Consider the following 13,479-nt stretch of genomic DNA (forward strand, 5'->3'; position numbering starts at 1 on the left):
GCTGTTGGGCGGTTCCAGCGGCATCTCCAGGCAGCGCCCCTGGGTGTCGAACAGCCAGCCATGGTAGCAGCATCGGATGCCCTCGACCTCGGGGATACCGCAGGCGAAGCTGGTCAGACGGTGGGGGCAATTTTCCTGGATCAGCCCCAATCGCCCGCTACGATCGCGGAACAGGACCAGGTCCTCGCACAGGATGCGTACCTTGGCCACCGGGTTGTCGCGCAACTTGACCTCGGGATAAATCGGATGCCAGTAGCGGCGCATCAGCTCGCCGCACGGCGTGCCCGGCCCCACCCGGGTCAGATATTCGTTCTGTTCCTGGGTCAGCATCGTCCCTCCTCAAAACAAACTTAGCCTAACTCAGAACGCTGCCAATAGACCAGCCCAATCGCCACGGCGCGATATCACGTGCAGGTTAAGTGACCGACACGCGCGCGCAGGACGAACTGCGTGCGCCGGTCGGTCGCGGCAAGCGATGTAAAATCGAACGGCCCTGGGCTATACCCAAAGCATGTTGCGAGTGTCGTTATTTTATCTGCCCTCGGTGGGTAGCCGAGCCGAGATCGAGCAGGGACGGGTGGGGCTACGCGGGGAGCCCTACGATCGGATGCTGGCAGAGCTTGCTGACCAGGCGCAACTGGCCGACGAGTTGGGTTACGACTCCATCAGTTTCACCGAGCACCATTTTCATGTCGAGGGCTTCGAGCTCTCCAACAATCCGATTTTGCTGGATCTGTTCGTGGCGATGAAAACTAAGCGGCTGCGCGTGGGGCAATTGGGCTTGGTGCTGCCTGCCGACAATCCGCTGCGGATAGCCGAAGACATCGCGATGCTTGACCACATGAGCGGAGGGCGGGCCAATGCCGGCTTCGCGCGCGGCTATCAGCGGCGCTGGGTCGACGTGATGGCACAGCAGACCCATGGCATCCATGGCGCCCAGCCCCATGAGCATGACGCTATCGATGAAGCCAATCGCGCGGCTTTCGAGGAATGCTTCACCATCATCAAACAGGCCTGGACCCAGGATAGCCTGAACTACCAGGGACGCTATTGGCGCATCCCGCCGGGCCCCACTCCCTGGACGCTGGCGGCAACTGCCAAATGGGGCCTTGGGGTGAAGGCTGGCGTGGTAGAGGCGGTCAGCGTAGTGCCTAAGCCGGTGCAAAAGCCTCATCCCCCGATTTATCAGCCCTTCGCCTCGTCCGAGCGCAGCATCCGCTGGTGTGCCCAGGAGGGCGTGATCGCGATTCTACCGCCGCTTTTTCCGCCCTACGAGCGCCACCTGTACGAGCTTTATGCCGAGGTCTCGGGCCGGCCGCTGGGCGAGGGAGTCGGCGTAGTACGCGACGTGGTGATCGCCGACAGCGATGAGCAGGCGCAGGAAATATGGCGCACCAGCGGCGCCTTCGTCGGACGCGAATGGTTCAAGCCCTTTGGCTTCGCCAAGGCGATGGAGGATCCCGCAACCGGCGAGGTGCCTGATCTTTTCGAAAATGGGATGGCGCTGGTTGGGAGTGTAGATAGTGTGACGCGTCAATTGGAGAGGCTGCTGGCGCGGCTGCCAATCACCCGGCTATTTGCCTGGATGTACAGCGGGCTGATGAGCGAGGCTCAGATCCGGCGTACTATCGAGCTATTCCGCACCCGCGTGCTGCCGCGTGTGGCCGAGCTGGCCTGATGGCGCCCTCAAGCAGCGCGCGCAATGGAGATGGCTTCCTTCCTTAATCTTCTCCCTCCGACCACGGGGAGATAAGAAAGAGGGAGCAGGCCGCGGAGAACTTTCCGCAGCCTGCTGCTAGCTGTTCGCCACCGCGGGGCATCAGGCTTTTTTCACGCGCTGACCCAAAGCGAGCCGTTTCAGCGCCCGGAATGGTAAGCAGCGAGGAACTCGGAATTGATCCGTAGGCCCAGGCCACTGTTGAGGCGATTAGTGAAGTTGTAAATCGCCACAATCTGCACGGCCTCCAGTATTTCCGCCTCGCTCAGCCCGGCGGCGCGCAATTCGTCCACGTCGCTTTCCTGCGCCTCGGCCGGCCGCGTAGTCAGACCGGCGGCGAAGTTGGCCAGAGCGCGCTCGCGCGGCGAGAGTTCGGCGCGTCGCCAATTGACCATCAGTACGTCGAGCAGCTCCCCGGGCATACCGTAGTTCTTGAGCGCCACCGCGTGGGTATAGATGCAGACTTCGCATCGATTTTCCACGCTGGTCACCAGCGCCAGCAATTCGCGTTCGCGCCCGGGCAGCAGCGCGTCCTCGCTGCGCATAAGACGATCCAAATAGGCCTGAAACAGGGGCAGGCGATCGGGTCCAAAGGGCAAACGCAGGACGTGGCGCACGAAACCGAAGCGGGTCAGCGATTCTTCCTGCAGTTTTCTGACCGCGGGCGCGGGATTTGACTCTTCCGCTAGGCGCAGCCATGACAGCGGGGCTTCTTTAGTGCTCATGCATGCCTCCGTGGCGCAAAGGCTCAGGACCAGATCCGATGGGCGATCTCGGCGACCAGGCGCAGCTTGGCCTCCTGGCGGGCCGCGTCCAGGACGTTGGAGAGCGAGTCGGGCGAAAAGCCGCATTGGCTGGAAAGCGCCATCCGTTCCAGCGGGAAAAAGTGGCTGGCTTCCTCGATTCGGGCCGCCACCTGGTCGGCGGGCTCGAGCTCCTTGCGCTTGGTGGAGATTAGCCCCAGCACCGCGATTTTGTCCCGTCCCAGGTCGGCCAGCGGGGCAAAGGAGCCCGAGCGCCAATCGTCGTATTCGAGCAGAAAAATGTCGAAGTTGGTGGTGCGCGGGAAGATATGCCGAGCTAGTTGCTCCCAGGGGGTTTCCGACAACCAGTAGCCCTTGTAATTGCCGCGGCAGATGTGCAATCCGAAGGTCACTCCGGGCACGGTCGCGACTTGGTTGATGGCCGCTAAACCTTCGTTGCGCAGCCATTCGTTATAGTTGGGGATTGCGTTGCCCACCGCCTGTGATTCCCCGGTCAGGTTGCTCAATTCCGGAGCGTCGATCTGTACGTAACGGCAGCCCAGGGCGGCCAACTCGCGTACTTCCTCCTTGATGACTTCCACTGCGTCATTGAGCAGATCCAGCGGGGTGGGATAGACCTGAGCCGAATGGCTGGGGGACCAGCGATTGAGCACTGCGGTTGGCCCCGGCATCGTGATCTTGACCGGCTTCTTGCTATGCGCCTGGGCGTAGGCGAACTCTTGGGCGGCGGCGTGGTTTGGACTGAGCCGGCTGGTTAGCGGAAAGACGGGAATTTGCGCCCGTTGCTCCGCCGTCGCCGCGCCTTCCTGCTTGCGCCAGTTGAGCGTCAAGGTGACGGGCGAAGGGCCGCCGTGCGGCTTCATCGTGCCAGATCCAGGCACTTGGTAGATCATCCGGCGCATCTCGCCGTCGCTGACCACGTCCATTCCCGCCCGCTCTTGCAGTGCCAGCACCTCGTCGACCGCGCGGTCTTCGAGCTGCTTAAACTCCTGGGCGCTAAGCTTGCCTGCGTGCATCGCGGCGCGTCCTTCGTTGAGGTATGCCGGGCGGACCAACGAACCGATCACTTCAGCACGATAAATTGAGGCCATCGCGGTACCCCTTGCGCGCCGGTGGGCGCGGTTTGAGTTTCAGTCCAATTTAAGCGGCTCTCCGCTGAGATCTTCGGCCCGCTCAATCTTGATCAGAACCGCAAACCCTTTCTTTTCGGGATCGGCCTTTTTTTCCGGCTCGACCAGCCGCCGCCATACCTCCTCGTACACCGCTCCCGATTTGTGCACTGTGGCGGTGCCATAAAAGCGCGCGACCCCGGCCCGCAACTGAAGCTGGGTCGATAGGGGCGGCTTGCGAAAAAAAACCGTCAGCTTGGTACCGTCGTGCACATGGCTGCTGGTTGCTCCCCGCCCGCGTTCCCACAGCGCGATGTGTTCGTCGTCGAAGACCATCGTGCTGCCGCGCGGAGTGACATGGGCGTAGCCGTCGGGCAACACGCTACCCACCAGGCAGACAAAATCGGGTAGAGCCGAGTCGATATGGGGGCGTAGAACCTTGGGAATAACTGCCACTTAAACCGCTCCTCAAGCCGGCGTCCGGTGGCGCCGCAGATTTGCGGCCAAGGTAACAAGCCCGCCCGCCATAGACAACGGCCACTGGCGGGCGATAACAGGTTTCATCTGCGTTGCGATCAGTCGGTTGGAAATATTCGCTAATTTCTGTCACAAGGATAAACAAGGACAACACGAGCTTAGCCATCAGGTGCTCTTTTTAAGTGGGCAGAGCTCGCAGAGCGCATTGACGATGAAAAACCGATGTCGGCCGAGATTACTGAGGGTGCTGTGCGGTGCGGCCTTAGTGATGTGGGGCGCTAGCGCACAGGCTCAGAGCACGGGGCTGGTTCTCTGTCCGGGACCCTTCGCGCTATGCGCGGCGGCTACCTGCAAGCCGACTGGGGGCACCATCATGGTAGCTGGCCGGGCGCTTCCGGCCGCTAGCTGTGATTGTCCCATCCTCAACGGCCCCTCTATCGCCGATCCTAATTTGGGCAATATGCAGGGTAGTTGCACCCCGCCACCCAATGGCGTGTGGTCGCTTTACGCGCTGACCTCTTCCCCGCAGCAAATCACGACGCCGCTTCCCTGGAGCATGGCGCCGGCGTTACCGCAGCCTTGTCCGTCCGGCACTCAGTTCGCCGAATGCTGGAATTTTTCCTGCGTCAAGGAGGCCAACCCGCAAAATCCGGCCGTGCCGCTGGCCAAATGCACCTGTCCCATCGAGGCGTCCTCTAATGCGATGACGCCGGCGGGACTGTGCAATCCGTCGATCTGTAGCCAACTCCCCGTAGGTGCGCCGATCCCCTTCTCCTCGGGGTTTTGCTCCGGTACCTCCAGCTGAGCATAGGATCAGCAGGTGCGACAAAAGATGAAAAGAGTGCTGATAGCAGTTGGATTGTTGCTAGTCGCGGGCGCGACGCTGGCGGCTTTGTTCGAGGCCTGCGGCGGGAGCAGTGCGACCACGCAACCCCCCGTCGCGACTGAATTCGCATATGTGGTCAATTCAGCGATGGGAGGCGGCAAGCCCAGCCTGTCAACTTATAGCGTTGGCGCAAGCGGCTCCCTGAGTGCAATCTCAACCCTCACCACCGGCGTGCCGGCCAGCCCTTTTTCACTGGCGGTCACTCCCGGCAGCCAGTTTCTCCTGCTGGCCGGGCGTGGTCTGCCCGGCTCGATCGCTCAATACTCGATTAGCTTCAGTGGCGGCCTAACGCAATTCGGCAGCCCGGTGGCCACGGGAAATCTGCCCTATACGATTGCGGTCACACCCTCGGGCAGCTTCGCGATCGAGTCCAATAATGGAGACAACACGGTCAGCGTCTATCGCCTGGGCGCCGGCGGTCAGCTGAGCCTGATTGGCTCGACGGCTACCGGCAGCGTGCCCAGCGCGGTCGCGGTCGATCCCACCGGCCGCTACGTTTTCGTCGCCAATCTCGAAGATAATAATATTTCCGAATACCTTCTCAACCCGACCACCGGCGCACTGACGGTTAACGGTGTGGTGCAAAGCGATCTCGGTCCGGCCAGCATCGTGGTCTCGCCTAATGGGCCGTATGCCTACGCCGCCAACCGGCTGACCGGCGACGTGTCGGAGTACAAGCTTGACCCAGGTAGTGGCAGCCTCACCCTTGTAGCCAACCTAGAGTCGGGCAGCGGTTCGGCCAGCGGCGCGGGCTGGTTGGCCATCGACCCGGGTGGACGCTGGTTGTACGTCGCCAACTCGCAGGACCAGAGCGTCACGCTGTTCGACATTAATCCGAACAACGGCGCGTTAACCTTGGTGGGCACGGTGAACACGCAACAGAGCGGCGGCTTTCTGGCCTCGGTTGCGATCGACCGCGGTGGCCATTTTCTGTATGCAATCAACGCCGCGGGGTTGATCTTCGAGTTTCAGATCAATCCCGCCACCGGTGTGCTAAGCCCGATCGGCACGACCGCGGCGGGCGCCGCGCCCTGGTCGATGGCCTTTGCGTCATGAGCGCGCTGACGACCTCTAGTCGGCGCGCTCCATGTGCCAGTTCCAGGCGTCGTAACCTGGGGCGTAATGGACGTTGCTCTGGGCCGGGTTGCGATTTATCAGCGGTCGTCCAAATAAGGGATGGCGCATGCTGCGGACTTCGTGCTCCAGCGTATAGAGCGACTTGCCCCCCTCCGGATCGACTAAATCCTTGAACCGGTACTGATGTTGATCGCTCTCTTCGGTGATAAGCCCCATTTCGAGCAGTCGGCGGTAGGGTCCCGAGAAGTTGGCGACGTAAATCTGAACATGATGGCCATCGTAAGGGGGCTGTGGCTCGGCGCTCTCTCGGAAGATCAAATCCTGGTCAATACCCACCGCCACCCGCGCGTGGCGACCGTCTTCGAGCGACACTGTCGCCGGCGCGTTCATGACCTGACGATAGAAGCGCGCGATGCCCTCCGCGGTTCCGATTGGGACTTGGAATTCCACGTACGGCATCCCCAAGGTGATCCGGCCAAAGCGTTCGTGGGGTTCGTAGCAGCGGAAGCGATTGCCCCACGGCGAAACCGCTTCGACGAACTCTTCATGGTCCTGGAAATCGAAGAGGGTACCCGCTAGCGGCTTGCGCACCGCTTCCAGCCGGCGCAGCAGCGGCTCGCGTTCGGGCAGCACCAGCCCGACGTGACCGCGCAGGACTTGCGGTTTATTGGTGGGCAAATGGAATTGGCTGCGCCCGACGTTGGCCCAAATATTGTTGGTGCTGACCATGATAAAGGGATCGCGGGTCAGCCCTAGGCCGGCGATGTAGAACAGAGTCGCCAATTGTTGGTCGGGGATGGTCGTGTTGACGTGCTCAAGACCGACAATATTGCCCAAATCCTCAATTGCCCGATCATATAAACCCGGCATGGTAGCCTCCGCCTTCCTCGCCCGAATTACCTCTGCGCCGCCGGCGTGAAGCGGCCGGCGAGCGACTGACGCAGGGGTGGACCGCGATTTAAATCCACGCGCCTCCAGACACGCCTGCGGCTTAGGACAGCGGCCCGCTGGGCTTGTCCGCGGTACTTTCCGGTTGAGCTCCTGGTTGCGCGCGATCGGTCCAGGTCTCGGCGCGCTGAAAGCCATGTTCGGAAAGATCGAATTGGTTGCCTTCGGGGTCGCAGGCGCGATGTTCGGCGTAGGGCCGGGTAGCCGGACGGCGCTTGGGCCGCTCCACGCCAGCGGCGACTAGCCTATCGCACATTTGCTCGGTGTCTTCGATTTCAAAGCCGAAATGGTTCAGTCCGACGGCGGCCTCGGTTTCCAGCCGATGGGGCAGGATGGCCAGGGTGAGGTAGCCGTCGCTGAGGTAGATCGCGCGGTTATCTTCGTTGCGAATTACTTCCATCTCGAAGACTTTTTCGTAGAAATCGGCCAGCTGTTTGGGGTTGCGCGAAAACAGCGCCAAATGGCGGATGCGAGGCCTGGACATGGGAATGCCCTCCTTAGTGTTGCCTTAGTACAGGCGCTCCACATAGGTCAACCGTCTTCGCACCCGGTGCGCGGGGCTTCCTACAGCTGGCGGTCTCAAGTGACGAGCAAATCCAGCTGAGAACGCCCCGGTTGTAGTTGAATTCGTAATACCTGGGCCGGCGCGTCCCAGAAGTAACCCAATTTGCCTGCCGCCAGCGCGCCGGCGTCCACCGGTGCTAACGGCGACCCCTGGCAACTGAGCAGGCGCGGCGGCTGCGCATGACGCAGGTTTATACGCAGCAGCCGGTGAGCCGGGTAGCCGTTGCAATCGCCATCTGGGGACCCGATGCGCAAGGTTACTGCGTCTTCGCTGCGGTCCTGCGCAATCTTGGTCTCGACCCAGGCAGCGCTCTCATAAGCGGTGCTTTCGCCGTCGTCTTCGTACAGATCCAGCCTGCCGGTCAGGCCCGGGTAGATCTCCAGGCGCAAAGGATCGAGCGGGCGTTGGGAGCTGAATTGCATTTCGGGTCCCAACGGTATGATCGCGCCCTGACGCACGAACAAAGGCAAATGGTCCAGGGGCGCGGGCACGCTCAGCGTACGCGGTCCAGTCCAGCGCTGATTGCTCCAGAAATCGAACCAGTCGCCAACCGGGAGATAGAGAGTGCGCTCGCGCGCACCTTCATCGAGGACGGGAGCAACCAGCAAGTCAGGTCCGAACAGGAATTGATCAGCTAGGTTGAAGGTAGTCGAGTCGTCAGGGAACTCCATCACCAGCGGTCGCATGATCGGCAGGCCGCGAGTGCAGGCTTGGCGGGCGGCGCTGTAGATGTAGGGCATGAGGCGATAGCGCACGCGCAGGTAGCGGCGGCAGATCGCTTCTATCTCGGAGCCAAAGCGCCACGGTTCGCGGGCTTCATGCTCGTCGCCATGGGGCCTGAAGAGCGGACAGAAGGCGCCGAATTGAAACCAGCGGACGTATAGTTCGGGGGTACATTGGCCGGCAAAGCCGTAGCCACCGATATCGCTGCCCCAAAAAGCCATTCCCGCCATCCCCGCGCTCAACCCGACTGCGACCTGCTTGCGCAGCGCCGCGAAGGTCCGATCGACGTCACCCGACCACCAGCCCACGCCATGGCGCTGGGAGCCGGGAAAGGCGGCGCGGCTCAGGATGAAGCCGCGCCGGCCTGGGGCGTAGCGGCGCTGGGCGCCGGCGATCGCCTCATGCATGCGCAGGGCGAAGGAGTTGTGCACGGCCGCGGCCGAACCGCCGAAATGGCACATGTCCTGCAGATGCTTGGAGGGTTCGTTGAGGTCGCTCCACCAGCTCGCGATTCCCATCTCGATTGGGGCGCGATGCTTGTCGCTCCACCATTGGCGGGTCGCCGGATTGGTGAAATCCACCAGGCCGCATCGGCCTGGCCAGAAATCCAGCACATAAGGTCTGCCATCGTAATGACGCGTCAGATGGCCGCCAGCCTCTGCCTCCTTGAAGGTAGGGCTCGTGAGCGTGACGTAAGGCTCCTCGATCGCCATGACGCGAAAGCCGCGCTCCGCCAGCCCAGCGAGCATCGCGGCCGGAGCGGGCCAGCGGGTCTCATCGAAGGCCAGGTCGCCCATCTCCTTGAACCAGCCCAGATCGAGGATCAGGCCGTCGCAGGGCAAGGCGCGGGCGCGAAATTCGTTTGCCACCGCTTCCAACTCGCCGCGGCTACGATAGCTGTAACGTGATTGCAGTAGGCCGAAGAGCCAGCGCGGCGGCATCGGCGGCCTGCCGGTCAGTTTCAGGTAGGTATGTGCGAGCCGCTTGAGATCGCCGCCGAAGACGTAGTACTCAAGCGGTCCACCTCGGGCCTGGTAGGCAAACGTGGCGGGGTTCTCATGCCCCAGGTCCCAGCAGGCACGATGGGGATTGTCGATCAGCAAGCCGTAGCCGCGCGAACTGAACAGGAGAGGAAAGATGCATTCGGCCGGCGGCGAATGACGGTTCCAAATCTCGCGCCGATGGCCGCGATGGTCGAGGTCAACGCGCGCGTCCAACTGACTGGGCTGGCCCATCCCATAGAAATGCTCCTCGGTTGCCAGTTGATAACTCAAGGTATACTCCCAGTAGGACCAGGAAAGGCCGCCCGGTTCCGCCTCTTCCAGCAGCGGCTGGCCATCCAAATTGAGATAGCGCAGCCGGAAGGGGTCGCGCCGCGCCTCGATTAAAAATTCGCCGGCGCGCACCTCGACCAGCTCGGCCTGCTCGCGTACCGCAACCTGCGGCGCCCCCGGCCATCTGCGCTGGGCCACCGCGCAGCCCTGCTCCGAGGGCGGCTGGGTATAAAGCCGCCAATGGCCTGGGAGCCAGGTATGCCGGAGGGCGGTGGGCAGCACCGGGGTCAGAATCAGTTCGGAGCTGTCGAAACCAAAGACTACCTCGTTGCCGTCGCTGGTCACACGCTTCAAGCGGCCTAGAGTTGCCTGCATCGATACCATTCCCTGCGCGCTCGCTTCTAATCCTAGAAATTGACCTTAGTCCAGCCGCCCCATCCGTCAAACCGCGCCGCGCACCATCGAACGACGCCAACAAGGAACGGTAATAACGGCCGATCCCCGGCTAGCAGAGATGCAGCCGCCTGTGGTACTCAAAGGCGGCAGCCCGTGGGCGGCATCCCTATCGACCACAATCGCACAGCGCGCGAGCTGACTGCGCTATCCCTGGATGAGGCGGTATTTCGGATGAGCGACATACAACGACGGCGTTTTTTACTGATGGCCAGCGCCTGGGCGGTCATCATTCTGGAGTTCTCGCCTGCCACCACCGCGATGGGTGTGTATCTCCTCCCGATGGTGCGCGAGTTTCACGCCGGTCGCGCCCAGGTTTCGATCGTGGCCGCCGCGATGGCGGTGGCCTCGGGGCTGGCCTCGCCGCTGGCAGGTTGGATGATCGACCGGATCGACGCCCGCATCCAGATGATCGCCGGGATGCTGATCATCGGGCTGGGTTATCTGCTCGGGAGCCAGGCCCATTCGCTTCATGCTTTGGTTCTGGCTTTCGCGATCATCGGGGTGGGCAATGCCCTAGGCACTCTGATTCCGATCTGGGTCCTGACCCTGTCGTGGTTCAAGGAGCGGCGCGGGCTGGCGATCGGGCTGGCGGTGGGCGGTATTTCCATCGGCTTCACGCTCTTTCCTCTTCTGGCCAGCCGGCTGCTGGTGCTCTACGGCTGGCGCGCCATTATGCGCTGGACCATCGTGCCTACCCTCGTGGTGGCCTTGCCGATGGTCCTGGCTTGGGTCCGTAGCCGTCCTCAAGGGGAGGGGACGGAGGAAGCCGAGGCCGTGGCGGGAGTGGATTTTTCCTCCGCCGTAAGCTCGTTTTCCTTCGTGTGGATCGCCGTGATGCATATTTCGATCGTGTTGGGCTGGAACCTCTTTTATGTGCACCTGGTATCGTACTTGGTCGGGGTGGGCTTTACCGAGCGCGTGGCCGACTCGCTGCTGGGTTTTCAAGCCGCCTTCGCGATTATCGGCTTTTTAGGCAACGGCTGGCTGGCCGATCGGCTGGGGCCACGGGGCATGATGGTAATCGGGTTCTGCATCTTCGGCCTGAGCGTGCTCAGCTTGCGGCTGACCAGCCCGACCACGGTGGGCTGGATACTTATGCCTATCTTCATGGTGGGCTATTCGATCGCCGGCGGGCTGGGCAATTTCACCTCGCTTATCGTGGTCAATGCGATGGGGCGGCGCGCGCTGGGCTCGATCCTGGGCGTGCTCAATTTTCTCGCCTTCACCTTGTGCCAGTCCAGCGGTCCGATCATCGCGGGCAAAATCTACGATGCTACCGGCAGCTACAACCTGGTCTTCGATCTGGCCGGACTGCTGATTGTTACCGGTATCCTGGCGACCTGGGCCGTCTATCCGCTCAAAGGGCGCGACGAGGCGCGCGCACCCGCCTCGGCCGCCATCGCCACCTGAGCCCCGGCGGCATGTAGAAAATTGTTAACTACTGGTTGAGCCTGCAGTGGATATGCTTTAGGGGCTTATCAGACCGGGTTGCAGCAGCAGCTCAACCGTGACGGTGAGGGTTACCGCCACTCCGTTGCCGGTGGCCTCTGCCACCACCACTTTCGCGTATTGGGACAACCCGGCTACTTACACCACCAGCTATGGGCTGGCTTACGCCACATCCTGGTCAAGCCGACCAATTTCGTGGCCTGCCTGGGCGGTTCCTTTGCCCTGTACTACTACTCCGGCTTGCAACCCCAGGCCTGCAACCAATCTGGTGGCGGAAAATACCCGTGGGATCACTTCGCAATGAACGATTAACGGCACTTTGTGCGGCACCGCCTCCTAAGGGCCAACCGCGGCAAGCGTCGTGGGTCTTGCGCTACTGCTCGCCGAAGGCCCAGGCGCGTATCAGATGATGGGCGATTGCGACCGGCGCCGGCAAGCCGATGCCGTCGGTCCGTTTGCCCGCGATCAAATCGCGCGCCAGCTCGCGCTCAAGCCAGCGCAACTCGCCCAGTTCCTTGCCGTCGGGCTTGACCTCGCGGCTTAGCGCCTTGGCGAAGCATCCGATCATCAGGGTGGAGGGAAAGGGCCAGGGCTGAGTGGCGTAGTAGCTGACCTCGCCGACCCGCAGCGAAGCTTCCTCCATCAACTCGCGCCGCACTGCCTCCTCGATCGTCTCGCCGGGCTCCATGAAGCCCGCCAGCGCGGAGAAACGGTTGGTGGCAAAGCGCAGGTTGCGGCCGACCAGGCAGGCGTTGCCCTCGATGGCGAGCATGATCACGACCGGGTCGACCCGGGGAAAATGTTCGCTCTCACATTTGCCGCACAACCGCCGGTAGCCGGCGTCCATCAACGTGGTCGGCGCACCGCAGCGCGGACAGAAGCCATGGCGCTGATGCCACTCGATCATCGCCTTGGCCTGCGCGATAATCGCGGCCTCGCCGGCGGATACGAGCTGGGCCGCGCTGCGCGCATCGCGGAAATGGCCCAGTCCGGCCAGCGGCCCTTGCTGGCTGGGCTCCTGGGCCGCGGAAATATCGAGGGCGAAAAGCGCTCGCTCGCCGTCCAGGCCGAGAAAAACCCAGGGCGCTTGCGGGTCGGCCAGGCCTTCGATGAGTTGCGGCGCCACCAACCCCAGGCTGGGATCGGCCGCTCCTTGTGCTCCGCGTAAAAACAGATCGAGGCGCCACAGCGGTAAAATCAGGGAGGAAGGGTCGCGCCGTTTGGACTCAATCCAGGCGTTATCGGTGCGCTTGTCGCTGGCGCGGTCCAGTGGACTGCCAGAAAACGGAATCATCAGTTGCTCCATCGAAAGCCCGTGCGGACGTCGTTCAAGCTCAAATTCAGCTCTCGAATCTTGGTTCCCGCGAGCGTCGCCTCGCACTGGGCTGATTGTGTTCGACTTTTGGCTCTTCCGCCAGACTTTCGGCCTGCCCATCGCTCCTTAACTGGCGCGATTCGGACAAGGGTCGGAACGCTCGGGGGTTCCGGCCGCTTCGCGCCGGGTGACTTGCGCGTACCCAAATGGCAGAGTGACTTCATGGGCGAGGGGTTCAAGCTATCGGGCCGATTCGGCCCGATTATCCTAGCCTTGGTGCTGACGCTGGGCCCGGCGTGGCCGGCGCGAGCCGCCGCGCAATCTGGGGTTCAATCCCCAGCGCCGAAGCCCTCTCCCAGCATTCGCGCCGTAGTAACCGTTTACGGGGTCGCTCCGCCCTGTTGAGCGTATAACGTCGAAGTCGGCCTGCGGAGTCTCCGCGGCATCGTGTACTATCGCTACGACCTCAAGCGCGGCCAGGCCACGGTGGATTTTGCACCCGGCATCGCGGTCACCGGCCAGGACATTCGCCGCGCGATTGCGCGCGCGGGTTTCACGCCCGGACCAATCACGCTGACATATCGGCCGACGCTGAGCGCCGAGGACCGTCGGTCGCAACCCGAGGCCTCGGGGCCGGCCGCACAGATTCTGCACGCGCTTTCGAGGCGAAAAACCCACGGCAAGCAATCCTTTTAGTTGACGTGCTCCCAGGCGTGATA

Annotated in this window: 13 protein-coding genes; 5 read left to right on the forward strand and 8 right to left on the reverse strand. The window is 62.4% G+C overall.

Going from position 1 to position 13,479, the window contains the following annotated elements; all coding sequences use genetic code 11:
• Positions 1–330 (reverse strand): Rieske 2Fe-2S domain-containing protein (locus tag VKV28_10840; GenBank protein ID HLH77291.1); only part of this gene is annotated, 330 nt, incomplete at its 3' end.
• Between the two features lie 190 nt (positions 331–520).
• Between VKV28_10840 and VKV28_10845 the strand changes: the two genes are divergently transcribed.
• Positions 521–1,678 (forward strand): LLM class flavin-dependent oxidoreductase, encoded by a 1,158-nt coding sequence (locus tag VKV28_10845; protein HLH77292.1) that lies wholly within the window; start codon positions 521–523, stop codon positions 1,676–1,678.
• Between the two features lie 179 nt (positions 1,679–1,857).
• Here VKV28_10845 and VKV28_10850 read toward each other — a convergent pair whose 3' ends face one another.
• From VKV28_10850 to VKV28_10860, 3 genes are read right to left on the reverse strand one after another with little or no spacing between them, the layout of a single operon-like run.
• Positions 1,858–2,442: a peroxidase-related enzyme gene (locus VKV28_10850; GenBank protein HLH77293.1), complete on the reverse strand. Its 585-nt coding sequence runs from the start codon at positions 2,440–2,442 to the stop codon at positions 1,858–1,860.
• 23 nt (positions 2,443–2,465) lie between these two features.
• Positions 2,466–3,572 (reverse strand): cobalamin-independent methionine synthase II family protein, encoded by a 1,107-nt coding sequence (locus tag VKV28_10855; GenBank protein HLH77294.1) that lies wholly within the window; start codon positions 3,570–3,572, stop codon positions 2,466–2,468.
• A 39-nt stretch (positions 3,573–3,611) separates the two neighbouring features.
• Positions 3,612–4,046, reverse strand: coding sequence for a pyridoxamine 5'-phosphate oxidase family protein (locus VKV28_10860; GenBank protein ID HLH77295.1), 435 nt, complete (start codon positions 4,044–4,046; stop codon positions 3,612–3,614).
• A gap of 232 nt (positions 4,047–4,278) precedes the next feature.
• On the opposite strand from VKV28_10860, the gene VKV28_10865 reads away from it, so the two are divergent.
• Together VKV28_10865 and VKV28_10870 are read left to right on the forward strand one after the other, a co-directional pair.
• Positions 4,279–4,872, forward strand: a complete 594-nt coding sequence (locus VKV28_10865; GenBank protein HLH77296.1) for a hypothetical protein — start codon at positions 4,279–4,281, stop codon at positions 4,870–4,872.
• 36 nt (positions 4,873–4,908) lie between these two features.
• On the forward strand, positions 4,909–6,009 hold the full coding sequence (locus VKV28_10870) for a beta-propeller fold lactonase family protein (protein ID HLH77297.1): 1,101 nt from the start codon (positions 4,909–4,911) through the stop codon (positions 6,007–6,009).
• Between the two features lie 15 nt (positions 6,010–6,024).
• Here the strand turns inward: VKV28_10870 and VKV28_10875 are convergent, their stop codons facing one another.
• From VKV28_10875 to VKV28_10885, 3 genes are all read right to left on the reverse strand, one after another.
• Positions 6,025–6,900, reverse strand: a complete 876-nt coding sequence (locus VKV28_10875) for a hypothetical protein (GenBank protein HLH77298.1) — start codon at positions 6,898–6,900, stop codon at positions 6,025–6,027.
• Between the two features lie 121 nt (positions 6,901–7,021).
• Positions 7,022–7,462 (reverse strand): VOC family protein, encoded by a 441-nt coding sequence (locus VKV28_10880; protein HLH77299.1) that lies wholly within the window; start codon positions 7,460–7,462, stop codon positions 7,022–7,024.
• Positions 7,463–7,557: 95 nt separating this feature from the next.
• Positions 7,558–9,915 carry a TIM-barrel domain-containing protein gene (locus VKV28_10885; protein HLH77300.1) on the reverse strand — a complete coding sequence of 786 codons (2,358 nt, stop codon included), beginning with the start codon at positions 9,913–9,915 and terminating at the stop codon, positions 7,558–7,560.
• Positions 9,916–10,167: 252 nt separating this feature from the next.
• On the opposite strand from VKV28_10885, the gene VKV28_10890 reads away from it, so the two are divergent.
• Positions 10,168–11,406: an MFS transporter gene (locus tag VKV28_10890; protein HLH77301.1), complete on the forward strand. Its 1,239-nt coding sequence runs from the start codon at positions 10,168–10,170 to the stop codon at positions 11,404–11,406.
• Positions 11,407–11,818: 412 nt separating this feature from the next.
• Here the strand turns inward: VKV28_10890 and nudC are convergent, their stop codons facing one another.
• Positions 11,819–12,739 (reverse strand): NAD(+) diphosphatase, encoded by a 921-nt coding sequence (gene nudC, locus VKV28_10895; GenBank protein HLH77302.1) that lies wholly within the window; start codon positions 12,737–12,739, stop codon positions 11,819–11,821.
• Between the two features lie 468 nt (positions 12,740–13,207).
• Between nudC and VKV28_10900 the strand changes: the two genes are divergently transcribed.
• Entirely contained in the window at positions 13,208–13,456 is a 249-nt protein-coding gene (locus VKV28_10900) for a hypothetical protein (protein HLH77303.1), read from the forward strand.
• The last annotated feature ends 23 nt before the right edge of the window (positions 13,457–13,479 follow it).

It is taken from the genome of Candidatus Binataceae bacterium, assembly GCA_035294265.1.
Taxonomy (GTDB): domain Bacteria; phylum Desulfobacterota; class Binatia; order Binatales; family Binataceae; genus DATGLK01.